Source organism: Enterobacter cloacae complex sp. 394I7 (assembly GCF_057320345.1).
In genome coordinates this window covers 326,869-349,486 of record NZ_JBXWCR010000003.1, presented here as the reverse complement: position 1 = coordinate 349,486, position 22,618 = coordinate 326,869, and the positions used below count along the sequence as shown (strand labels likewise).

Sequence of the window (22,618 nt, the reverse complement as noted above, 5' to 3'; positions counted from 1 at the left end):
CGTGGCGCGCCGGGCGGTGATTAGTCGCCGAGTGTCGCCACCATGACCGCTTTAATGGTGTGCATGCGGTTCTCTGCTTCGTCAAAGACGATTGAGTTCGGTGATTCGAAGACCTCTTCCGTCACCTCCAGCCCTTTCAGGCCGTAGGCCATCTCGATTTCACGGCCGACTTTGGTGTGTTCGTTGTGGAACGCCGGCAGGCAGTGCATGAACTTGACGTTTGGGTTACCGGTGGCTTTCATCACCTGGGCGTTAATCTGGTAAGGCTTCATCAGGCTGACGCGCTCGGCCCAGGCCTCTTTCGGCTCGCCCATCGAGACCCACACGTCGGTGTAGAGGAAATCGACACCCTGTACGCCTTCCTCCACGTCGTCGGTGAGCGTGATGCGTGCGCCGGTCTCTTTGGCGATGGCGCGGCACTGCTCAACCAGCCCGGCTTCCGGCCAGAACGATTTCGGTGCGACGAGGCGGATATCCATCCCCATTTTGGCGGCACCGACCATCAGGGAGTTGCCCATGTTGTTCCGCGCGTCGCCAAGGTAGGCAAAGCTCAGATCCGGCAGGGTTTTGCCCGGAGCATGCTCCAGCATGGTCATCAGGTCGGCGAGGATCTGCGTGGGGTGAAACTCGTCGGTCAGGCCGTTCCACACCGGCACGCCCGCATACTCGCCCAGCTCTTCCACGATGGCCTGGCCGTAGCCGCGATACTCGATGCCGTCGTACATCCGCCCCAGCACGCGGGCGGTGTCTTTCATCGACTCCTTGTGGCCAATCTGCGAGCCGCTTGGGCCGAGGTAGGTCACCTGTGCGCCCTGGTCAAAGGCACCGACTTCAAAAGCGCAGCGGGTGCGCGTGGACGTTTTTTCAAAAATCAGGGCGATGTTTTTCCCGACCAGGGTTTGTTTTTCACGTCCGGCTTTTTTGGCGGCTTTGAGTTCGATGGCCAGGTCGATCAGGTACTGGATTTCTGCCGGGGTGTAGTCCAGCAGTTTGAGGAAGTTACGGTTTTTCAGATTGATGGTCATTGGGTCGTCCCTTTTAAAATGGTGTTGTCTGGTGCCCTCACCCCGACCCTCGCCCACAGGGAGAGAGGGAAGGTGAGGGGAAAATACGGTTCAGTGGCGAATCAACGTGCCTTTCTCGCCCGCCAGAATGTCTGCCCCGTCGGCCAGCGCGCCGATCCCGGCGATGCCGTTGCAGGCCTCGACAAACTCGCGGCAGGCGGCCACTTTTGGCCCCATCGAACCGGCGTCAAACTGCATGCCCCTGAGCAGTTCCGGCGTGACCTGTGCCAGCGGACGCTGGGTTGGTTTGCCCCAGTCGAGGTACACCGCGTCGGCATCGGTCAGGATCAGCAGGGCATCGGCTTCAATCTGGCGCGCCAGCAGGGCGGCAGAGAGGTCTTTGTCGATCACCGCTTCAATGCCGTGATACCCATTGGCGTTTTCCACCACCGGCACGCCGCCGCCGCCGTTGCAGATCACCAGGTGATCGCGCTGTATCAGTGCCGTGATGGCGTCGCTCTCAACGATGCGTTTCGGCTGTGGAGAGGGAACCACCCGGCGGAAATAGCTGCCGTCGGCCTTGAACACCCAGCCTTTCTCCGCCTGCAGCGTTTTTGCCTGGGCTTCGCTGTAGACCGGGCCGATGTATTTGGTCGGGTTAGTAAATGCCGGATCGGCGGCGTCCACTTCCACCTGGGTGAGCAGGACGCTCACCTCACGCTGGGGCAGATTGTTTTTCAGCGCCTGCTGGAGCATGTAGCCAATCATTCCCTGACTTTCGGCGCCGAGGATGTCCAGCGGGTAGGGGGTGACTTTGTCGTACGCGCTGTTTTGCAGCGCCAGCAGCCCAACCTGCGGCCCGTTGCCGTGAACCAGTACCACGCGCCACTGTTCCGTCAGCCCGGCGATGGTGCGGGCCGCTAGTTCGATGTTCTGGCGCTGGATCTCCGCTTCCAGCGGCTCGCCGCGTTTCAGCAATGCGTTACCGCCAAGCGCCACAACCAGAGTGGGTTTTCGTTCCATGATGGCTCCTTTAAATTCCGTCGCGTTCCAGTGGGCAGCTCATGCAGCGCGCGCCGCCGCGGCCGCGTCCCAGTTCGTCACCCGGGATAGGCAGCACGGTGATACCCGCTTTGTCATATTTCTCGTTGGTCCAGACGTTACGCTCGTAGCCAATCACCACGCCCGGGCGGATGGTCAGCACGTTATTCGCGTCATTCCACTGTTCGCGTTCGGCTTCAAAGGCGTCGCCGCCGGTGGTGATCAGGCGTACCTGATTAATGCCGAGCGCTTTTTCAATGGCGTGCAGCAGATCCGTTTCCTGGGTGCGCAGCAGGCCACCGCGGCCGTCCGGGGTGAGCGTCCAGCACTGAGCGTCTTTGCGCACCACTTCCGGGTAGACGGAGAAGGTGTCCACGTCGATGTGGGTCATGACGGTATCGAGGTGCATGCAGGAGCGGTGTTTTGGCAGTTCCACAGCGATGACGCGCTCGGCCTGGCGGTGTTTGAACAGGCTATTGGCGAGGAACTCAACGCCCTGCGGCGTGGTGCGTTCAGACATGCCGATTAACACTGCGCCGCGGCCAATAACTAATACGTCACCGCCCTCTAACGTGGCGTGGTCGTAATTAATGTTTTCATCGCCGAAATACTTAATAAAATCGCCATCGGCAAATGCAGGGTGCCAGCGATATATGGCCCGGAGATTATTGGTTTCACGCTGGCGGGCCGCTTTGGCCATCGGGTTAATTGACACGCCGTTATAAATCCAGCACGAGGTATCGCGGGTAAATAAATGGTTAGGCAGTGGCTTCATAATAAAATCATTTGCCGTGTGGGTATCCACCACCATATTTTTAAAGGCCGCCGGAATTTCACCGTAGGTTAATCCGCCGCTTAATCTGCGTGCCAGTTCGCGGTGTGGCATATCTGCCAGCCAGCCGCGCACGTCGCCGGCAAAGGTTGGCCCGAGGCGATAGTCAGAGATTTGCGTCTCCAGCAGCCAGGTTTTGGCTTCCGCAATATCAAGCGTTTGCGTGAGAAGGTCGGTCAACAGCAGGACTTCCACACCCTGTTCACGCAGGGTGTTAGCGAAGATGTCATGCTCTTCACCCGCCCGCTCAACCGAGAGCACATCATCGAATAGCAGCTCCTGGCAGTTCGATGGCGTTAAACGTTTCAGACTTAAATTTGGGCGGTGCAGCATAACGCTACGCAATTGACCAATTTCAGAACCGACGTAATGCTTTTCCATAATTATTCCTTTAACTGTTTTTCAGAATAAAAAGGGCATGCGCCATGTGATGTCTTTATTTACATGGCGGCTAAGCTCAATTGATTTCGAGATTTATAGTAGGCGCTTAAATAATGAATGTTGTGACGTCGCTCACGTGAAAATGGCTATTAAGGAGTTTGTTTTCATTTGCATGATTCGTATCAGATAATGATTAATTTGATTATATTTGCGGGTGAATAGCTAAGCAGGATCCGTTGGCATTATTTGGAGTTGTTATTATTTTGTAGAATTTAATGTTTTGACATATTTAGTTATGGTATTGATTTTAATGATAATTAAACGGCGCGCAGAATGACTATGCACTATTACCCATTAACTATTTTTGACTTAAGAAAAATCAATAAATAATTATGGGATTTAATAGCAAATTACCAAAATGATAAAGTGTGAAGTCACAGAGAGTTTTGCTATGAAGCGTATACGATCAGTAAGTTAGCATCACGGCCTGAAAGCGGAGGGCTGAGGTTATGCATAAAGACTGCATAAATGCCTGTGAGCGATTAACAGTGGAGTAACACATTTCCCGATAAACATGCGCTCGCGCAAAACTCATCGAAAAAGCGGTGGTAGGACAGTCTGAATTCTCGTATAAAAGATTAAAATGAAACGCTGTTTTATATTGAGGGTTTATTTATGATCGCTGGCAACATCCATCATCTGCAGTCCTGGCTACCTGAAGAACTGCGTCAGGCTATCGAGTACGTCAAGGCGCACGTTACCGATGCTACCCCCTGCGGCAAACACGACATCGACGGCAACAGCCTGTTTTATCTGGTGTCTGAAGATATGACCCAGCCGTTTGCCGAGCGCCGCGCTGAGTATCACGCCCGCTATCTGGATATTCAGATAATCATGAAAGGCCAGGAGGGGATGACCTTCAGTACCCTGCCGCACGGTACGCCGGACACCGACTGGCTGGCGGATAAAGACATCGCGTTTTTGCCCGAGGGCGGGCAGGAGAAAACGGTGGTGTTAAGTGAAGGTGATTTTGTGGTGTTCTATCCGGGTGAAGTGCACAAGCCGCTGTGCGCGGTGGGCGCGCCTGCGAAGGTGCGTAAAGTGGTGGTGAAAATGCTGGTGGGGTAATCCCTGTTAGCGTTAAAGAAGGGTAAAACGTTCCCTCTCCCGGTGGGAGAGGGTGAAAGCATCAGGCCGCAGCCCGTCATTATGTGATCCAGCTTATATTTTCCGCACTCCCTCATCGCCTCCCATTTACCTGCGCTTTTTCTGCGTCATAGTATGATCGTTAAATTAATGAACGCTGTTCTATAATGTAGAACAAAATAATTCAGCAAGGAGATCTCATGCCGCAGACCGCGTTGTTCACGGGAATCATTCCCCCTGTCTCCACCCTCTTTACCGCCGATGGACAGCTTGATAAACACGGCACTGCCGCGTTGATCGACGACCTGATCGCCGCAGGCGTCGATGGCCTGTTCTTTTTGGGCAGCGGCGGCGAGTTCTCCCAGCTAAACGCCGAAGAGCGTAAAACCATTGCCCGGTTTGCTATCGATCATGTCGATCGCCGGGTGCCGGTGCTGATTGGCACCGGTGGCACCAATGCCCGGGAAACCCTTGAACTGAGCCAGCATGCGCAGCAGGCCGGTGCCGACGGGATCGTGGTGATCAACCCGTACTACTGGAAAGTGTCCGAAGCGAATCTGATCCGCTATTTCGAACAGGTGGCAGACAGCGTCACGCTGCCGGTAATGCTGTATAACTTCCCGGCGCTGACCGGGCAGGATCTGACTCCGGCGCTGGTCAAAACCCTGGCCGACTCGCGGAGTAATATTGTCGGCATCAAAGACACGATCGATTCCGTCGCCCATCTGCGCAGCATGATCCACACCGTCAAATCTGCCCATCCGCACTTCACGGTGCTGTGCGGCTATGACGATCATCTGTTTAATACGTTGCTGCTGGGGGGCGATGGCGCGATCTCGGCCAGCGGTAACTTTGCTCCGCAGGTGTCGGTGAATCTGCTGAAGGCCTGGCGTGACCAGGAGGTGGCGAAGGCGGCCGAATACCACCAGGTCCTGCTGCAAATACCGCAGATGTATCAGCTCGATACGCCGTTTGTGAACGTCATTAAAGAGGCGATTGTGCTGTGCGGCCGCCCGATCTCCACATACGTGCTGCCGCCCGCGTCGCCACTGGATGAACCGCGTAAGGCGCAGCTGAAAACCCTGTTGCAACAGCTCAAGCTCTGCTGAGCCGGAAGACGACGATGACCATTGAGAAAATTTTCACCCCACAGGACGATGCGTTTTATGCCGTCATCACCCATGCGGCCGGGCCGCAGGGGGCACTGCCGCTGACCCCGCAAATGCTGATGGAATCCCCCAGCGGTAACCTGTTTGGCATGACGCAAAACGCCGGTATGGGCTGGGACGCCAACAAGCTGACCGGCAAAGAGGTGCTGATTATCGGTACGCAGGGCGGCATTCGCGCCGGGGACGGGAGACCTGTGGCGCTGGGCTACCACACCGGGCACTGGGAGATTGGCATGCAGATGCAGGCGGCGGCGAAGGAGATCACCCGTAATGGTGGGATCCCGTTCGCGGCCTTCGTCAGCGATCCGTGCGACGGACGCTCTCAGGGCACCCACGGCATGTTCGACTCCCTGCCGTACCGTAATGACGCGGCGATCGTGTTTCGTCGTCTGATCCGCTCCCTGCCGACGCGGCGCGCGGTGATCGGCGTGGCAACCTGCGATAAAGGGCTGCCCGCGACCATGATTGCGCTGGCCTCCATGCATGATCTGCCGACCATTCTGGTGCCGGGTGGGGCGACGCTGCCGCCTACCGTGGGGGAAGATGCCGGAAAAGTGCAGACCATTGGTGCGCGTTTCGCTAACCATGAGCTGTCGCTGCAGGAGGCCGCCGAGCTGGGGTGCCGCGCCTGCGCATCACCCGGCGGCGGCTGTCAGTTTCTCGGCACCGCGGGAACGTCACAGGTGGTGGCCGAAGCGCTGGGTCTGGCGCTGCCGCACTCCGCGCTCGCCCCGTCCGGGCAGGCCGTGTGGCTGGAGATTGCCCGTCAGTCTGCGCGGGCGGCGAGCGAGCTGGATAACCGTGGGATCACGACCCGCGATATCCTGACCGACAAAGCCATTGAAAACGCCATGGTGCTTCACGCGGCGTTTGGCGGCTCCACCAACCTGCTGCTGCACATCCCGGCGATTGCCCATGCGGCGGGCTGCACCATTCCGGATGTGGCGCACTGGACGCGCATCAACCGTAAGGTTCCGCGTCTGGTGAGCGTGCTGCCAAACGGCCCGGACTACCACCCGACGGTGCGTGCTTTCCTGGCGGGCGGCGTGCCGGAGGTGATGCTCCATCTGCGCAAGCTGGGGCTGCTGCATGAAGATGCCATGACCGTTACCGGCCAGACGGTCGGGGAGAACCTTGACTGGTGGGAAAACTCAGCGCGTCGGGCGCGTTTTCGTCAGTGCCTGCGCGAGCAGGACGGCGTCGATCCGGATGACGTGATCCTGCCGCCTGAACGCGCCCACGCGAAAGGCCTGACCTCGACGGTCTGCTTCCCGACCGGCAATATCGCGCCCGAAGGGTCGGTGATCAAAGCCACGGCCATCGATCCGTCTGTTGTGGATGACGATGGCGTTTACCGCCATACCGGACGGGTGCGGGTGTTTGTCTCTGAAGCGCAGGCTATTAAGGCCATCAAGCAGGAAGCGATCCAGCAGGGCGATATTATGGTGGTGATTGGCGGAGGCCCGTCCGGCACCGGCATGGAAGAGACCTACCAGCTGACCTCCGCACTGAAACATATCTCGTGGGGCAAGACGGTATCGCTGATCACCGATGCGCGCTTCTCAGGGGTATCCACCGGGGCGTGCTTCGGCCATGTGTCGCCGGAAGCGCTGGCAGGTGGCCCCATCGGCAAGCTGCGCGACAACGATATCATTGAGATCAGCGTCGACCGCCTGTCCTTAACGGGCAGCGTTAACTTTATCGGCACGGCGGAACAGCCGCTGACGCCGGAAGAGGGGGCGCGCGTGCTGGCGTCGCGTCCGGTGCATCCTGACCTGCACGCCCACGCATTTTTGCCAGACGATACCCGCCTGTGGGCGGCTCTGCAGTCAGTGAGTGGCGGCACCTGGAAAGGGTGTATTTATGACACCGATAAAATCATTGAGGTAATTAACGCCGGTAAAAAAGCGCTCGGTCTTTAATTATATTTCTGGCTCTTGTCGTCTACGGAAAATATTCCGTGGACGGCTTTTGCATGTCTGTTTTTTATTATTGCGTAAACAATCTAATTACATGAAAAACAAAGTCTTTAAATGATATCAGGATGTCGAGTGGCGTCACAAAAGCAAAATATCATAATTCAGAAATAAGATATGACCATTGTCGGTTAATTGAACACTTAATTACACTCTATTAACACGATGTTGTGAATTCAGCACACGAAATAAGGGTGTATTCCTGATGATGCACCGGGCATTTATTTGCCTGAATCAGGACCCTGGCGTTTGCACTGTTCCACGTACTGCCGTTGGGGGTAATGATGCAATTAACCATGAAAGATAAAATTGGCTACGGGCTGGGTGACACCGCCTGCGGCTTTGTCTGGCAGGCCACCATGTTCCTGCTGGCCTATTTCTATACCGACGTGTTTGGCCTGTCGGCGGGCATTATGGGGACGCTGTTTTTAGTTTCCCGCGTGCTGGATGCCGTCACCGATCCGCTGATGGGGCTGCTGGTTGACCGCACACGCACGCGTCACGGCCAGTTCCGTCCGTTCCTGCTGTGGGGCGCGATCCCGTTTGGGATTGTCTGCGTGTTGACCTTCTACACGCCGGACTTCTCCGCGCAGGGTAAAATCATCTACGCCTGCATAACCTACATTCTGCTGACCCTGGTTTACACCTTCGTTAACGTCCCTTACTGCGCCATGCCGGGCGTCATCACCGCTGACCCGAAAGAGCGCCACGCGCTGCAGTCCTGGCGCTTTTTCCTCGCGGCGGCGGGATCGCTGGCCATCAGTGGCATTGCGCTGCCGCTGGTGAGCATCATTGGTAAAGGCGATGAGCAGGTCGGCTATTTCGGCGCCATGTGCGTGCTGGGGCTGAGCGGCGTGGTGCTGCTCTACGTCTGCTTCTTCACCACCAAAGAGCGCTACACCTTTGAGGTGCAGCCGGGGTCGTCGGTGTCGAAAGACCTCAAGCTTCTGTTCGGCAATACCCAGTGGCGCATTATGTGTGCGTTCAAAATGATGGCGACCTGCTCCAACGTGGTCCGCGGCGGGGCGACGCTCTACTTCGTGAAATACGTCATGGATCACCCGGAGATGGCGACGCAGTTTCTGCTTTACGGCAGCCTCGCCACCATGTTTGGTTCGCTCAGCTCATCCCGCCTGCTGGGGCGCTTTGACCGGGTGACCGCCTTCAAGTGGATTATCGTGGCCTACTCCCTGATCAGCCTGCTGATTTTCTTCATCCCGGCCGAACATATCGCCCTGATTTTCGCCCTTAACATTCTGTTCCTGTTCGTCTTTAACACCACCACGCCTTTGCAGTGGCTGATGGCTTCTGACGTGGTGGATTACGAGGAGAGCCGCAGCGGACGCCGTCTCGACGGGCTGGTGTTTTCCACCTACCTGTTCAGCCTGAAGATCGGTCTGGCGATTGGTGGCGCGGTGGTGGGCTGGATCCTGGCGTATGTGAACTACTCCGCCAGCAGCAGCGTGCAGCCGGTCGAAGTGCTGACCACCATTAAAATTTTGTTCTGCGTGGTGCCGGTGGTGCTCTACGTGGGCATGTTCATCATGCTGTCGTTCTACAAACTCACCGACGCCCGCGTGGCGGCCATCAGCCAGCAGCTGATTAAGCACCGTGCAACGCAGGGTGACGCCGTGCCCGACGCTGCGACAGCCGCATCCCATTAACAGGAGGCAACATGACAACGATAACAAACCCGATCCTCACCGGCTTTAACCCGGACCCGTCCCTGTGCCGTCAGGGGGAGGATTACTACATCGCCACCTCGACGTTTGAATGGTTTCCGGGCGTGCGCATCTACCACTCCCGCGACATGAAGAACTGGTCGCTGGTCAGCACGCCGCTGGACAGGGTGTCGATGCTGGACATGAAGGGCAACCCGGACTCCGGCGGCATCTGGGCGCCGTGCCTGAGCTACGCCGATGGCCAATTCTGGCTGCTGTACACCGACGTGAAAATTGTCGATTCGCCGTGGAAAAATGGCCGTAACTTCCTCGTCACTGCGCCCTCCATCGAGGGGCCGTGGAGCGAACCGATCCCGATGGGCAACGGAGGGTTTGACCCGTCGCTGTTCCACGACGACGATGGCCGCAAATACTACCTCTACCGGCCGTGGGGGCCGCGCCATCACAGCAACCCGCATAACACCATCGTGATGCAGGAGTTTGACCCGCAGACCGGCACCCTTTCGCCCGAGCGCAAAACCCTGTTTACCGGCACGCCGCTCTGCTACACCGAAGGGGCGCACCTTTATCGTAAAGAGGGCTGGTACTACCTGATGGTCGCCGAAGGTGGCACCAGCTATGAACACGCGGTGGTGGTGCTGCGCTCAAAAACGCTCGACGGGCCGTACGAGCTGCATCCGGACGTGACGATGATGACCAGCTGGCATCTGCCGGAGAACCCGCTGCAGAAGAGCGGCCACGGCTCGCTGCTGCAGACCCACACCGGGGAGTGGTATATGGCCTACCTCACCAGCCGACCGCTGCGCCTGCCGGGCATACCGCTGCTGGCCTCGGGCGGGCGCGGCTACTGCCCGCTGGGACGCGAGACCGGCATTGCGCGCATCGAATGGCGCGACGGCTGGCCGTACGTTGACGGCGGCAAACACGCGCAGCTGACCGTCCCCGGCCCGCAGATAGCGGAGCAGCCCGCCGCCTCCCGGGACAGCTGGCGGGAGGATTTCGACGGCAGCACGCTTGACCCGGAGCTGCAGACCCTGCGCATTCCGTTCGACGACACCCTCGGCTCGCTGAGCGTGCGACCGGGGTATTTGCGGCTTTACGGCAACGACTCGCTCAACTCGACCTTTACCCAGTCGACCGTGGCCCGCCGCTGGCAGCACTTCGCCTTCCGGGCAGAGACGCGCATGCAGTTCTCGCCGGTTCACTTCCAGCAGAGCGCCGGGCTGACTTGCTACTACAACAGTAAAAACTGGAGCTACTGCTTTGTGGACTACGAGGAGGGGCAGGGCAGAACGATCAAAGTGATCCAGCTTGACCACAACGTGCCGTCGTGGCCGCTGCATGAACAGCCGATCCCGGTACCGGACAGCGCAGAGAGCATCTGGTTACGGGTTGACGTCGACACGCTGGTTTACCGCTACAGCTACTCGTTTGACGGTGACACGTGGCACACCGTGCCGGTGACGTATGAAGCGTGGAAACTGTCGGATGACTACATCGGCGGGCGCGGCTTCTTTACCGGCGCGTTTGTCGGCCTGCACTGCGAAGACATCAGCGGTGACGGCTGCCACGCTGACTTTGATTACTTCACCTACGAACCGCTCGCGAAATAGCGGCTCAGGCCGGGTAACCCAGCGCGCGTGAGAGCTGGAGCCCGGCCTGCTGAAGTTGCTCGCGGAAGCTGGCCAGTTCGGCGTCATCCACCCGCGATGTCAGCGTCGACAAACTCAGGGCGGCAATCACGCGGGATTCATGGTTCCACACCGGTACCGCCACGCAGCGCACGCCCTGCTCGTTCTCTTCGCGGTCGAAGGCGTAACCCTGCTCGCGGGTCTTGGCGAGGGCCTCCAGCAACGCGTCGCGGGAGGCAAGGGTGGAAGGGGTATAGGTAGTGTACTGATAGCCCTCAAGCAGGGCGTTTAGCTCGGCCTCGCCAAGCCAGGCAATCAACACCTTGCCGATGGCGGTGGCGTGAACCGGCAGCCGACGACCAATGCGTGAATAGGCGATAGCCGCCAGCTTGCCTTCAATCTTCTCGATATAAACGCCTTCACGACCGTCCAGGATCCCCAGATGGGTGGTCTGCCCGGTACGCTGCGACAGCTCCGTCAGCCAGCCTTTCGCCTTCTGACGAATATCGATTGAGCCCACCACAAAATGGCCGCGCTCCACCAGCTTCATGCCGAGGCGATATTTACCGTTTTCCGGGTTCTGATCGATATAGCCGTGAAGCTGCAGGGTTTTCAGCAGCGAGTGGAGGGTACTTTTGCTCAGCCCCATCAGTTTGCTGATGTCGGTGATCTTAAGCTCGGTGGCCTGCTCGTTAAACAGGTCGAGGATCTGCAACGCACGTTCAACAGACTGAATAATCGGCATAATGCTGGTATGTCCACGCAGGAATTAAGGCGAAAACGTACCTTTTTCAGGCGGAAAAATCAATGAAGCGGCGCCGGTTTACGCCCTCTCCCGGTGGAAGAGGGCCGGGGTGAGGGCACCAGACCGCGGAGGATCACTCCCCAAGCGTCGCCACCATCACCGCCTTAATGGTATGCATCCGGTTTTCTGCCTGGTCAAACACAATGCTCGCCGCCGATTCAAACACCTCGTCTGTCACTTCCATTCCGCCGTGCAGATCGAACTCTTTCGCCATCTGCTTACCCAGCGTGGTCTGGTCGTCATGGAACGCCGGCAGACAGTGCAGGAACTTCACGTCCGGGTTACCGGTCAGCGCCATCATCTGCGCGTTCACCTGATACCCGCGCAGCAGGGCAATCCGCTCGGCCCACTTCTCTTTGGCCTCGCCCATCGACACCCACACATCGGTATAGATGAAGTCCGCCCCTTTCACGCCGGCCGCGACCTCTTCCGTCAGGGTGATCTTCCCGCCATTCTTCTCCGCCAGCGCGCTGCACTCCGCCACCAGGCGCTCTTCCGGCCAGCAGGCTTTCGGTGCCACCAGACGCAGATCCAGCCCGGTTAACGCTGCCGCTTCCAGCATCGAGTTACCCATGTTGTTACGCGCATCGCCCGCATAAACCAGCGTCATCTCGTTAAACGCTTTGCCCGGCAGGTGCTCCTGCATGGTCAGCAGGTCCGCCAGCAATTGCGTCGGGTGGAACTCATTGGTCAGCCCGTTCCACACCGGCACGCCCGCATACTGCGCCAGCGTTTCGACCACGTCCTGGCCGTGACCGCGATACTGAATGCCATCGTACATCCGCCCGAGTACTCGCGCGGTGTCCTTAATTGATTCTTTATGCCCAATCTGGCTGCCGCTCGGCCCTAAATACGTGACGCGCGCGCCCTGGTCAAATGCGGCAACTTCGAAAGAGCATCGTGTACGGGTTGAGTCTTTTTCGAAGATGAGCGCGATGTTTTTGCCAGTAAGCTTTTGTACTTCCTTACCCTTTTTTTTATCGGCTTTAAGCTGAGCGGCAAGGGTCAGCAGGGAATTGAGCTGTGCAGGGGTAAAATCGAGCAATTTCAGAAAGTGTTTCTTGTACAGATCAGACATTTTATCCTCACATGGCAAACGCCACTTATTGAATTAAAATTCACTTTATATGTCTAATTATTCATTTGCAACCCCGTTTCACAAATCTTTCCAACAAAGGTGGAGGCAAACCCGTCCGTGTGTGAAAATAGAAGTATCTGCCGCACTTTAAAGAGGAATGAGCCATGGCAAACCCGGAACACCTGGAAGAGCAACGCGAAGAGACGCGCCTGATTATCGAAGAACTGCTGGAAGACGGTAGCGATCCGGACGCGCTGTACACCATCGAGCACCATTTCTCTGCTGACGATTTCGACGCGCTGGAAAAACTGGCGGTAGAAGCTTTCAAACTGGGTTACGAAGTGACCGAGCCGGAAGAGCTGGAAGTGGAAGAGGGCGACACCGTCATCTGCTGCGATATTCTGAGCGAAGGCGCGCTGAAAGCAGAACTGATCGACGCTCAGGTCGAACAGCTGATGAACCTGGCCGAGAAGTTTGAAGTGGAATACGACGGCTGGGGAACCTACTTCGAAGATCCGAACGGTGAAGACGGCGAAGAAGGCGACGACGAAGATTTCATCGACGAAGACGACGACGGCGTGCGTCACTAAGCGTTTCAGGCGGTGGCGCGTGCCACCGCTTTTTCAAGGCAGAACCATGGATTACCCGCAGATACTCGCCCCCGTTCTTAACTTCCTCCAGTGCCCGACCCCGCCAGCATGGATTGATCACGCCCGCGACCCGGCGAACCTGCCGCTGCTGCTCACCGACCACATGGTGTGCGAGCTCAAGGCCGCCCAGACCGCGCTGCTGCTGGTGCGCAAATACGTCGCCGATGAAAGCGGTGCCGACGCGCTGCTCGACTGGCTCAAACCCTACGAAGCGTTCACCTTCCGCGAAGGCCCGGAACCGGATTTTGTGGCCCTGCACAAGCAGATTGGCAAAAGCGTCATGCCCAAAACCGACGACCCGTGGGGCCAGGCGCTTATCGACAGCATGGTGCTGCTGATCAAAGAAGAGCTGCATCACTTCTGGCAGGTGCGCGAGGCGATGCTGGCGCGCGACATTCCGTACGTCAAAATCACCGCCAGCCGCTACGCCAAAGGGATGCTGAAAGCGGTGCGCACGCACGAACCGCTGACGCTTATCGACAAGCTCATCTGCGGCGCCTACATCGAAGCCCGCTCCTGCGAGCGTTTCGCCGCGCTGGCCCCGTTCCTCGACGACGATCTGCAGAAGTTCTATCTCTCGCTGCTGCGCTCGGAAGCGCGCCACTATCAGGACTACCTGACGCTTGCCCAACAGGTGAGCGACGACGATATCTCACCGCGCATACAGCTTTTTGGCGAAATTGAAGCCACACTTATCTCGACACCGGACAATGAGTTTCGCTTTCACAGCGGCGTGCCGGTGTAAACCGGCATAGCGAAAAGAAAAGGATGCGAGATGAATAAAACGTGGATCCGTATAGTCGTGGTGACTCTCCTGGCCGCCGTCGTGGCGTTCTGGGTCTACTTCGACAAACAACGCCAGCACACCCCCGAACAGCAGCTTGATACCACCCTCAACGCAATGCCCGCCTGGCAGGTGATTAAAGAGCAGGAGCCTGTGCTTCATCAGCGCATTCTTGACCAGATGGCGGCCCTGCAAAAAGCCGGCGAGCCGGAACAGAAGATTATCGACACCATCCAGCCGCAGATCCTGCATCTGCAGATGTCGCGCCTGCAAAACGCGCCGGACGCTAACGTGGTGAACTATATGACGATCAACATGGAGCAGACCGCTGCCATTCAGAAGGTGAGCGACGACGCCTGTTTCCGCTTCCTCTACCCGGCGGTAAAAGGGGGCGTCAACCCGATGCGCATGCTGGATAAAGACCTGATGACGCGGCGCATGCAGGCCGACGCCGACATGATGCGCGCGGCCAACGGCAAAAACCGCCACACCGTGACCCCGGAAGAACGCGAAGCCGCGGTGACGGATGTCCGCCCGATTATGAAAACGCTGGCCGACAAGTACGGCGAGGACATCCAGCTGCTGCAGATGCCGGAGAAGGCGGTGGGCAAAGAGAAGCTCTCCTGCGACATGGTGCAGGAGATGTGGGCGAAGGTGCTGGCGCTGCCAGAGCAGAAGGCGGCAGGCGTGATTCGGCTGGCGGTTTCCGAGGTAGAATGACAGGGCGCTGGTTTTTTGGGCACTTAGCGTAGGTTTAGCGCGTCGCCGCTTGCATGGCGGCGCGCGACAGGTATAATCCACAACGTTTCCGCATCCCCTTCAGTGCCGAAGTGGCGAAATCGGTAGACGCAGTTGATTCAAAATCAACCGTAGAAATACGTGCCGGTTCGAGTCCGGCCTTCGGCACCAAAAGATGCAAATCAAAGTCGCTTAAGGGCGGCTTTTTTTTGCGTCTGAAATCCGGTATCCGCAAGGCTTTCCACGCATTTTCACTCAACCTAAGTCAACCTGATTCAATCTACATCAAATTATTGATGCGGGTACAACTGCGGGTATATATTTAGATTGATCCAATAAAACTTTACTATGTTAAATGGGCATTTAAAAGAGTAATAATCAATGTGTTAGGATAATATAATGAACAACTACTCAGATGTAACACGTTTATACACTATGGAAGGTGCAACGCATATTTATTCAAGTGAGCCTGCCTTACTGACCACGGCTGATCTTTACCAAGTCAATCGCAATCCTGCCTATCTGAAGGCATTAGAAGGCTGTAATATTTATCTTATTACTTGTCGTGAGCGGATATTTATTAAGCCAGAAAAATTTTTACTGAATGGTAGGACTGTTATTGGTTCATTTCTTGTTAAAAGAGTGGCTGGCTTTGTTGAGGTACCGTTTGAATATTACATCTCTAAAGAAATTGTGCCGGAAGAATACCAAATCATCGATATTGCTGTTGATTTAAACGGAACTAAACTTGTTATAATAACTGAAAATATAAAACAGATTGTATCTGTTAGTAATCTGATTGCAGAGGCCCGTTCAAAATTACTTCCCACTGATACTGATCTAAGAGTTATGTATGTTGGTCAAGGTATTGGGCGAAAAGGGACGCGTACTGCTGTTGACAGATTGCGAGCTCATTCAACTTTACAACGTATTCTTGCAGAAATGAGTACTCATTTTCCATCATTCGAAGTATTACTGCTACTTTATCGGTTTGAGCATGGACGAACCATTATAAGCAATGGTGGCAATATGAATGTAGAACCGCTTTCTTCAACAACAGAAGATTCGCTCCATTTCAACAGACTAAGTAATGTGAAATTGACTCGTGCTGATATAGTTTCTTTAACCGAAGCGGGATTAATAAACTATTTTAAACCCGAATATAACGTTTTAATTAAGCATTCTGATTTTGCATCAAGGTCACGCTTGAAAATTCTTAATCGCCTTCTAAATATTGGTATTACCGGTCTGATAATAGAGATTTGTAGTGCGAATATTCGATCTAGAATTGGAACTGAACATGCTATACCAAAAGATCTCGCGGATTTGTATACATCTGATATTTTAGAAGGAAAAAATATCAAGGATGCAGAAATACGTAAACAATGGCAATCCGAGTTATATGTCCAGAGCCATAGTCATTGTGCCTCATTTCCTTTAACAAACACATATGAAAGAAATACCTTTTTGCATGGAACTATATTCATCGATGATAGTGAGGTTCCATTCAATACTTAAATTGAGTTGAAATAACTCCAAAGGGGGGCTGCTCTATCAAAAAAGTTTTCTTACAAAGGATCTGATTAAAATATTACATTTATTAGGATAAGTATATGGAGAATGAGATATTCTAACCATATAACAACAATACTGATAGAGATCGGGTTGTATGTGAAACAACCCGATTGAATAGATCAAACTCTCGAAAATGGAACAGCATGCTTTATATACATATTAAAAAATTGTCCCTTAGAAGGGGCTGATTTGAATTGCTCGTAAAGATGCTCATTAACATTATAGTATTGGTAAACAGCCCCATCCTTAAATTCGATTTCCATGGTTTCACTGGCGGAATCATAACCAGCAGACATAATGTTTGACGATGATACGGCGTCGCGGTGCATATTTAGCTCTCCTCAGGTTCATCTTCGATTGGTGAACGGGTGATTTCAAGTTTTTGGACAACTGCATTAGTCTGCTGACTACGCCAAGAGGCAACCACACGGTCATAGCCTTCGGCTGAACGCCTACTCGCCCAGGCTTGGGTTACCTTGGGATCATTACTACGTGGTAAGTGCTTTTGGCAGGGCAAAGTAATGCGACAGCGGACAGGGAGTCGAGCAGCTTCCCCGGTAATTATTGCTTCACCAGTTCTCAACACGGGCAAAAGGTCCATCAGCCCGGCTAAGTTATCCGGCAAAGTTCCTTTCACACGCGCACGATCTACGGGATTTGATAACCGAAGCGCGATGATCGTGCCACATTGAGATAAAACGGTCTCATCTACTTCTGCTGGTCGCTGGGACACAATCATAGCACCTACACCATATTTACGACCTTCTTTTGCTATGCGTTTTACCACTTCAGAGGCGACTGTTCCAGCATCAGGTCCAAGATAACGATGAGCCTCCTCCATCACTACTAAAAGAGGACGCTCTACACCTCCCTCTGATTTTTCCCGACTCCAAAAAAGTGCTTCATAAACAATACGTAAAATAGAACCGATGAGTCGAGTCAAAACTCCGCTAGGGACTCCGGACAAATCCAATATAGTGATTTGTTTATCATGGCCGAGCCAACCTTCTAACAGTTTGTCGAGATCTGTTTTAACTGCTCCCGTTAGGTCAGGCTCCCAATCGCCAGGATGAAGAAGAAAATCATAGCGGCGATCTAGTAGGCGGGAACGAAGTAAATTTAATGGTCTTCGAATACCTCTAGCTGCTGTGTTGGTGAATGGCCCTTTGGCACCCATTGCATGAGGTTGATACTTTGGCGCGACCAAGGTTTCTGCATCCCCAGATTCTTCAAGCGCAGGTTCATCACGATTTGCACCGATATAGGTGGTTGTTTCAAAATCAACTAATTCATACCAAAGTCGTTTTAAGCTAAACGGTACCGGGCTATCTACAGTAAGAGTTCTAGAATCAATACCTGCTCTTGGATTTACTTTAATGCCCTTGTCTTTTAACTCCACAATTTTATCTGTGAAGGCAATTTCGTGAGCTTCAGAAAGCCCTCCTGTTATGAAATCTAAAAGTTCACCAGCCTCTAAAGCCCAATAGGGAACAAATAAAGGTTTTTGATCCTGGTTAGGGGTTGCACTGAAAACAGTCGATACGTCTTCCAAAGCTTTAGTGTACTCACCGTGGATGTCGAGCATAAGGATACGAGCGCCAGGTGATCCCTGAATTTCATCTTTCCGAATAATTGATCTCAGGAGGCTAGCGACAGTTGTGGATTTACCTGCCCCAGTTGACCCTAGTATTGCTGAATGGCGCGTTACAAGAGCATCTAAAGAAAGACGTACGTCAATGTTTTCCGCGCTCGCAAGATGTCCTATGCTCACTTGGTCGTCACCGATTGAACCGTAGATTCTTCTTAGATCAGCTTCAGTAACCAAGTGTACTGAGTCATTTATATTAGGATGCTGGCTTAAGCCTCTTTCGAATTGACCACCGACTGTTTCACCGGCAAGCTGGACTGTCATCCATCTACCTGAGTCAATTTCAGAAACATCAGATTGTGAGGGTGCGGCAGTGGCCCCGATCTCAGAAACGATACCAAATAGGTCCTGATAGCCCTGAGGAATTCTGACAAAACTGCCTACTTGGCCAACTCGATATGTATGTCCTTTAATGACGGCAAAGCCGGAGTCTAAGGACTCAGCAAGTTTTATAGTGAGGGTGGCGCCTGAGACAGCACTAACGGCACCTAAATATGTCGGATCATTACCACTCATCTTGGCCTTCCTCTAGCTCAACCGCATTTCTGCCGCTTCCATTGGTTTCATCCTCAGCTTTATCTGGTTCATCCCTTTTCAAAGATTGTGCTATCAAGTCATTTGCTTGAGCTAATGCACAGAAGCGAGCAAAAGCTGCAAAGTCCCCTAATAAAAATTTATTTGGCTCTTTCGGCCACCGTGCTGCCCAGAAACTTTCACGAATACTTCCCCAGTTTTTAGGTAACTCCCCTGGACGCCATTTTCCTGAAACTCCTCCAATGACGGCTCCATCTGCTGCGTAGACGCTCAGGTTAGGTCTGTCACTTGCTAATTTTACAGCTGGCTCTTCCTTTGCAAGATCTTGATATTGAAACGCCAAAACTGCCGTATTGGCGTTCATAGCCAAACTTTCATCAAGAACGGCACAAATATGTGCATCCCTAAATGAAAATCCAACCGTGAGCAACAAAGAGTCGGGGGTAAGTAAAAACCTTTTAAGTCTCTCAAAGAGAGCAGAATAAGGTTGTTTTTGAGTTAGGTCATATTTTAAATGGTCCGGGTAAACTAATTCGGCGGCCTCTCTACCATGTCCTCGGACAACCGCCCCGTCTTCCAAAGCCCAGCCTAGGGAACCATGCATCTTCCATAGCTTTGCCCATCGAGCAGGTAAGTCGTCGCCTGCTACTGATACAGGGTCAAAGAAAGGCTTGCTGCCGCCAGAAAACCCGTCAAAATAAGGAGACCTAACGCGTTCAAATGCCTCTTCGAAAAGAAAATCATAATTCGTAGTGAATATTTCTACAGAGTTCGACCGAACGGTACCAGTAATCCATGCAATTAAATCAGAATATGCGTTTCGTTCTTTGGGTAAATAAACTCCGACTATTTCAGAAATTTTTTTACAAATATCTTTGCCTAGTTGCCTATACTCTTTTGAGTCTAGCCCCTCGACTTTCGTTTTCCCCAGCGCTTGCTCTAATAAACGGATACGTGATAGAACTGACTCAATATTAGCGGTACTTCCCAAACTTGCTTTTATTGCTTCTACCGCCTTCGTTTGAATCTCTGTCAACCCGGAGGTTGCTTGGAATGTCAATGCCTCGACGCCCGGAATAAGCGATTTTCCATTTGGGTCGATTTCATTTTTTTCATTTACGCGGATTGCGAGTGGTGCTCCTGCGCCAACAAGAATTCCAATACGCTTCCTACCCTGTGATAGTACCTGGCGCAAATCAGACATAAACCGATCTGGATTGTGGAACGTTTCCATGCTTCTCCCCTTACTAGATGTGGCTACCTGCGCACTCCGCGAAGCTTTAAGAGTTGATAACATCTTCCTGCATAGCCGTTATCCCAACAACTTCTTTAACCTAAGTTACAAAATTTTAACATTGTTGGGAGAAGTCAAATTTGCTATGCCGTTGAGAGAGTATTAGTAGCAGATTAAGCGCTTAGTACAATATCTTCATCTTGGGTTTATTTTGCTTGCTTCATGGTTGCAAAATTTATGTGATGAAAGTCGCATATCGGCGTTACTTAGTCGCAATTAAATCTGATTTGTATGTAAAGAAAGATGCTGACCTGCTCACCGTAGATTAACACACCGCGATGTTAGTAATGTCTTCATATGACCCTAACCCGAATATACTCAAGTCATAATCAGGAATAGCCGGCTTCAGTCTGGCTGCATATTCTGGCAACCGGCAGGTTTCTCGGAAAATTCGGACGGGGTCATCCGTTCCAGTGCATAGTGGGGACGTTTCTGGTTATAGTGTATGCGCTAGGCCTCGATTTTGCACCGTGCATCCTCCTGGAGCATGAACCCGTTCTTGTTCAGACACTCCTGTCGTAGCCTGCCGTTAAACGACTCCACCTTCGCATTGTCCGTAGGTGTTCCCGGTCGTGAGAAGTCTATACGGATCCCTCGTTCATACACCCACTTGTCCAGCATTTTTCCTGCAAATTCAGAGCCGTTATCGGTTTTCAGCAATTGGGGTAAAGGACGTTTGAGCGCAATGGTGTTCAGCATCTCTATAACCTCCGTTGAGCACAGATTCTGACCCATGCAGATCCCCAGACATTCCCGTATCTAGAGATCAATGACTGTCAGCAGACGTAACCAACGCTCGTCAAATAAGGCGCCAGAGACAAAGTCCATGCCCCAGATATGATTCGGATACCGCCCATAAGGCTGGGGCTGTCGACGCTGTGCTGATTTATTCCGGCGTGGGCGTTTGAAACGCAGGGACAGGCCCTGCTCGCTGTAGAGTTGATAGATGCGTTTGTGATTATCCCGTCAGCCCTCCCGCCTGAGCATGACGTAAACCCGGCGATAGCCATAGTGGGTCCGGGTATCGGTGATCTCCCTGATACGAAAGCGTAGTGCACTATCGTCTGCCACCACAGAACGGTAGCGGAATGAGCTGCGGTTGACCTGTAGTGCAATTAGACCTGCCTCTCGCTGGCCCTGTAGCGTGCCTGCAGGTCCCGGACCCATTCGCGCAGACGCGCCAGCGTCAGTTCTTTTTTGCCAGCACGTCCTGCAGCATGGCTTAGTCGAGGCTGAGATCGGCAACCAGTTTTTTCAGCCTGAGATTCTCTTCCTCAAGCTGCCGCATGTGCTTCAGTTCTAAAGGAAAAATCCCGCCATATTTCTTGCGCCATGTATAGAACGTGGCATCAGAAATGCCCAGCTTACGGCAGACCTCCGGCACGGACGTCCCCAGTTCGGCCTGCTTCAGGGCTAAAACAATCTGCTCTTCGGTGAATCGTGATTTTTTCATCGGCACCACCTCCGCTCAGGGAGTGTAGATCATGCCGGCATTCTGTTTCTGAATGGCACAGGATTTTGGGTCAGGGTCACCTCTACAATATATAGAGGGAATAAAAAGCTTTTATGAGCTAAATTGTAGTCTTCCGTTATAGTTGGCAAAATATTAGAAGGGATTGATAAGATTATGTGGACGCTAGATGATCTACGTAGGTTGGATAAAAAATATGCTGAGGAAGGTATTCACGTTCATCAAAGACCGCTGAACGCCGCAATTGAACTTCTTGGAACAAGTTTCAGCCTTGGTATTTTTAGTAATCCCGAGGTTCAGCGCATCGTAGATGCTTACACTACCATGATACCTGAAGTCGAAACAAGTTGGCCTGGTGCAGGAATAGGTCTAATTGCATCTATGGATCAAGTGAGGAAAACAACTTTTCCTATTTTATACGGGGAGAACAATCTAGAAATCTGGAAAATAGCAGGATTTTCAAGTGACGAAGAATGGTGGGAATGGTGTAGAAAAGAACGAACTATTGCTGCAGAAGTTTCTTTTGCTATTGCTGATATTCATGATTTCACTATGGGGCTAAATGAAATTGAAAATTGTGCATCAGAGGCTTTGACACTCTGGCAAATGTGCAGATCCAATCTAGAAGATATGGCAAATACACTGCCTAATAGCTTTAGCCATGATTCAATTATCCAGCCGATCTGTATGGTAGCAGAGCTTTCCTTAAAAGCTGTTTTAGTTTGGCACGGAGTCGATCTAAAAACTTTGAAAGGAAAGAATGGCCATAATCTGGCGTATTTGGCACAAACAGTTATGGATAAAAAACCCCATCGTGACGATAGTCAAATTAAAACCGTGATTGATAACCTCCCCCCTTACGTAGCCAGTCGCTATAAACCGGCGGGACTTAAACGTCTACAAGTTGTTCGGTTAGCTCTTGGAGTTCAATTTATTGCAGCATCTAGTTTACGTCGAATCACTACGTCAGATTTAGCTATACAAATGGAATCAGGAGGGTTTCCGGGGCCACGTCAAGTATTCACTATTTGAAGGTGAACAACCAGTAAATCTTCCGTACCACATGTCCTTCGGTTCACCTGAAGCCAAATTAGCGAGCCAACCAATTAGATTGGTGGCTCGGGAAGAGTATCCGACCTGCATCCTAGAGATTAACACAGTGCGCTATTAGCAGCGTCC

The 22,618-nt window shown here is 53.1% G+C and carries 19 protein-coding genes, 1 tRNA gene and 1 pseudogene; 11 read left to right on the top strand and 10 right to left on the bottom strand.

Going from position 1 to position 22,618, the window contains the following annotated elements; all coding sequences use genetic code 11:
- Positions 1-20: 20 nt before the first annotated feature.
- The 3 genes from argF (AC2FAP_RS15105) to arcA form a co-directional block, all read right to left on the bottom strand.
- A complete protein-coding gene (argF, locus tag AC2FAP_RS15105; RefSeq protein ID WP_395015790.1) occupies positions 21-1,025 on the bottom strand; it encodes an ornithine carbamoyltransferase in 1,005 nt (334 codons plus the stop codon).
- 90 nt (positions 1,026-1,115) lie between these two features.
- On the bottom strand, positions 1,116-2,027 hold the full coding sequence (arcC, locus tag AC2FAP_RS15100) for a carbamate kinase (protein ID WP_014168407.1): 912 nt from the start codon (positions 2,025-2,027) through the stop codon (positions 1,116-1,118).
- A 10-nt stretch (positions 2,028-2,037) separates the two neighbouring features.
- Positions 2,038-3,258: an arginine deiminase gene (arcA, locus tag AC2FAP_RS15095; RefSeq protein ID WP_020885388.1), complete on the bottom strand. Its 1,221-nt coding sequence runs from the start codon at positions 3,256-3,258 to the stop codon at positions 2,038-2,040.
- Positions 3,259-3,933: 675 nt separating this feature from the next.
- Between arcA and AC2FAP_RS15090 the strand changes: the two genes are divergently transcribed.
- The 5 genes from AC2FAP_RS15090 (at position 3,934) to AC2FAP_RS15070 (ending at position 10,844) form a co-directional block, all read left to right on the top strand.
- The gene (locus AC2FAP_RS15090; protein WP_014168409.1) at positions 3,934-4,386 is read left to right on the top strand and encodes a YhcH/YjgK/YiaL family protein; all 453 of its coding nucleotides are present in this window, start codon (positions 3,934-3,936) and stop codon (positions 4,384-4,386) included.
- Positions 4,387-4,604: 218 nt separating this feature from the next.
- Positions 4,605-5,513 carry a 2-keto-3-deoxygluconate aldolase gene (gene yagE, locus AC2FAP_RS15085; RefSeq protein WP_020885387.1) on the top strand — a complete coding sequence of 303 codons (909 nt, stop codon included), beginning with the start codon at positions 4,605-4,607 and terminating at the stop codon, positions 5,511-5,513.
- A 14-nt stretch (positions 5,514-5,527) separates the two neighbouring features.
- Positions 5,528-7,495 carry a xylonate dehydratase YagF gene (gene yagF / locus AC2FAP_RS15080; protein ID WP_485452980.1) on the top strand — a complete coding sequence of 656 codons (1,968 nt, stop codon included), beginning with the start codon at positions 5,528-5,530 and terminating at the stop codon, positions 7,493-7,495.
- A gap of 335 nt (positions 7,496-7,830) precedes the next feature.
- Positions 7,831-9,213: an MFS transporter gene (locus AC2FAP_RS15075; protein ID WP_485452979.1), complete on the top strand. Its 1,383-nt coding sequence runs from the start codon at positions 7,831-7,833 to the stop codon at positions 9,211-9,213.
- Positions 9,214-9,224: 11 nt separating this feature from the next.
- Positions 9,225-10,844, top strand: coding sequence for a glycoside hydrolase family 43 protein (locus AC2FAP_RS15070; protein WP_277493075.1), 1,620 nt, complete (start codon positions 9,225-9,227; stop codon positions 10,842-10,844).
- A 4-nt stretch (positions 10,845-10,848) separates the two neighbouring features.
- On the opposite strand, the gene xynR is transcribed toward AC2FAP_RS15070, so the two are convergent.
- The 3 genes from xynR to argL all read right to left on the bottom strand — a co-directional run bounded on the left by xynR (position 10,849) and on the right by argL (position 12,789).
- Positions 10,849-11,607, bottom strand: coding sequence for a DNA-binding transcriptional repressor XynR (gene xynR / locus AC2FAP_RS15065; protein WP_025205733.1), 759 nt, complete (start codon positions 11,605-11,607; stop codon positions 10,849-10,851).
- A 133-nt stretch (positions 11,608-11,740) separates the two neighbouring features.
- A complete protein-coding gene (gene argF / locus AC2FAP_RS15060; protein ID WP_032679528.1) occupies positions 11,741-12,745 on the bottom strand; it encodes an ornithine carbamoyltransferase in 1,005 nt (334 codons plus the stop codon).
- On the bottom strand, positions 12,715-12,789 hold the full coding sequence (gene argL / locus AC2FAP_RS15055; protein WP_223399268.1) for a putative translational regulatory protein ArgL: 75 nt from the start codon (positions 12,787-12,789) through the stop codon (positions 12,715-12,717). The genes argF (AC2FAP_RS15060) and argL overlap by 31 nt, the downstream gene beginning before the upstream one ends.
- A gap of 120 nt (positions 12,790-12,909) precedes the next feature.
- On the opposite strand from argL, the gene rraB reads away from it, so the two are divergent.
- The 5 genes from rraB (at position 12,910) to AC2FAP_RS15030 (ending at position 16,435) form a co-directional block, all read left to right on the top strand.
- Positions 12,910-13,335: a ribonuclease E inhibitor RraB gene (gene rraB, locus AC2FAP_RS15050; RefSeq protein ID WP_014168417.1), complete on the top strand. Its 426-nt coding sequence runs from the start codon at positions 12,910-12,912 to the stop codon at positions 13,333-13,335.
- 46 nt (positions 13,336-13,381) lie between these two features.
- Positions 13,382-14,140, top strand: a complete 759-nt coding sequence (gene miaE / locus AC2FAP_RS15045) for a tRNA isopentenyl-2-thiomethyl-A-37 hydroxylase MiaE (protein WP_047743237.1) — start codon at positions 13,382-13,384, stop codon at positions 14,138-14,140.
- A gap of 30 nt (positions 14,141-14,170) precedes the next feature.
- On the top strand, positions 14,171-14,899 hold the full coding sequence (locus AC2FAP_RS15040) for a topoisomerase II (RefSeq protein WP_485452978.1): 729 nt from the start codon (positions 14,171-14,173) through the stop codon (positions 14,897-14,899).
- A 104-nt stretch (positions 14,900-15,003) separates the two neighbouring features.
- Positions 15,004-15,088 (top strand) — tRNA-Leu (locus AC2FAP_RS15035).
- A 228-nt stretch (positions 15,089-15,316) separates the two neighbouring features.
- Positions 15,317-16,435, top strand: coding sequence for a hypothetical protein (locus AC2FAP_RS15030; protein ID WP_049023645.1), 1,119 nt, complete (start codon positions 15,317-15,319; stop codon positions 16,433-16,435).
- A gap of 176 nt (positions 16,436-16,611) precedes the next feature.
- On the opposite strand, the gene AC2FAP_RS15025 is transcribed toward AC2FAP_RS15030, so the two are convergent.
- The 4 genes and pseudogenes from AC2FAP_RS15025 to AC2FAP_RS15010 form a co-directional block, all read right to left on the bottom strand.
- Positions 16,612-16,821, bottom strand: a complete 210-nt coding sequence (locus AC2FAP_RS15025) for a KTSC domain-containing protein (RefSeq protein ID WP_020885377.1) — start codon at positions 16,819-16,821, stop codon at positions 16,612-16,614.
- Positions 16,822-16,823: 2 nt separating this feature from the next.
- On the bottom strand, positions 16,824-18,656 hold the full coding sequence (locus AC2FAP_RS15020; RefSeq protein ID WP_049023643.1) for an ATP-binding protein: 1,833 nt from the start codon (positions 18,654-18,656) through the stop codon (positions 16,824-16,826).
- The gene (locus AC2FAP_RS15015) at positions 18,646-19,908 is read right to left on the bottom strand and encodes an SIR2 family protein (RefSeq protein WP_049023642.1); all 1,263 of its coding nucleotides are present in this window, start codon (positions 19,906-19,908) and stop codon (positions 18,646-18,648) included. Before AC2FAP_RS15015 ends, AC2FAP_RS15020 begins: the two co-directional genes overlap by 11 nt.
- A 405-nt stretch (positions 19,909-20,313) precedes the next feature.
- Positions 20,314-21,421 (bottom strand): annotated as a pseudogene (locus tag AC2FAP_RS15010) (IS3 family transposase).
- A 174-nt stretch (positions 21,422-21,595) separates the two neighbouring features.
- Here AC2FAP_RS15010 and AC2FAP_RS15005 point away from each other — a divergent pair.
- Complete coding sequence (locus tag AC2FAP_RS15005; protein ID WP_436369624.1) at positions 21,596-22,471, top strand: HEPN domain-containing protein; 876 nt, start codon at positions 21,596-21,598, stop codon at positions 22,469-22,471.
- The last annotated feature ends 147 nt before the right edge of the window (positions 22,472-22,618 follow it).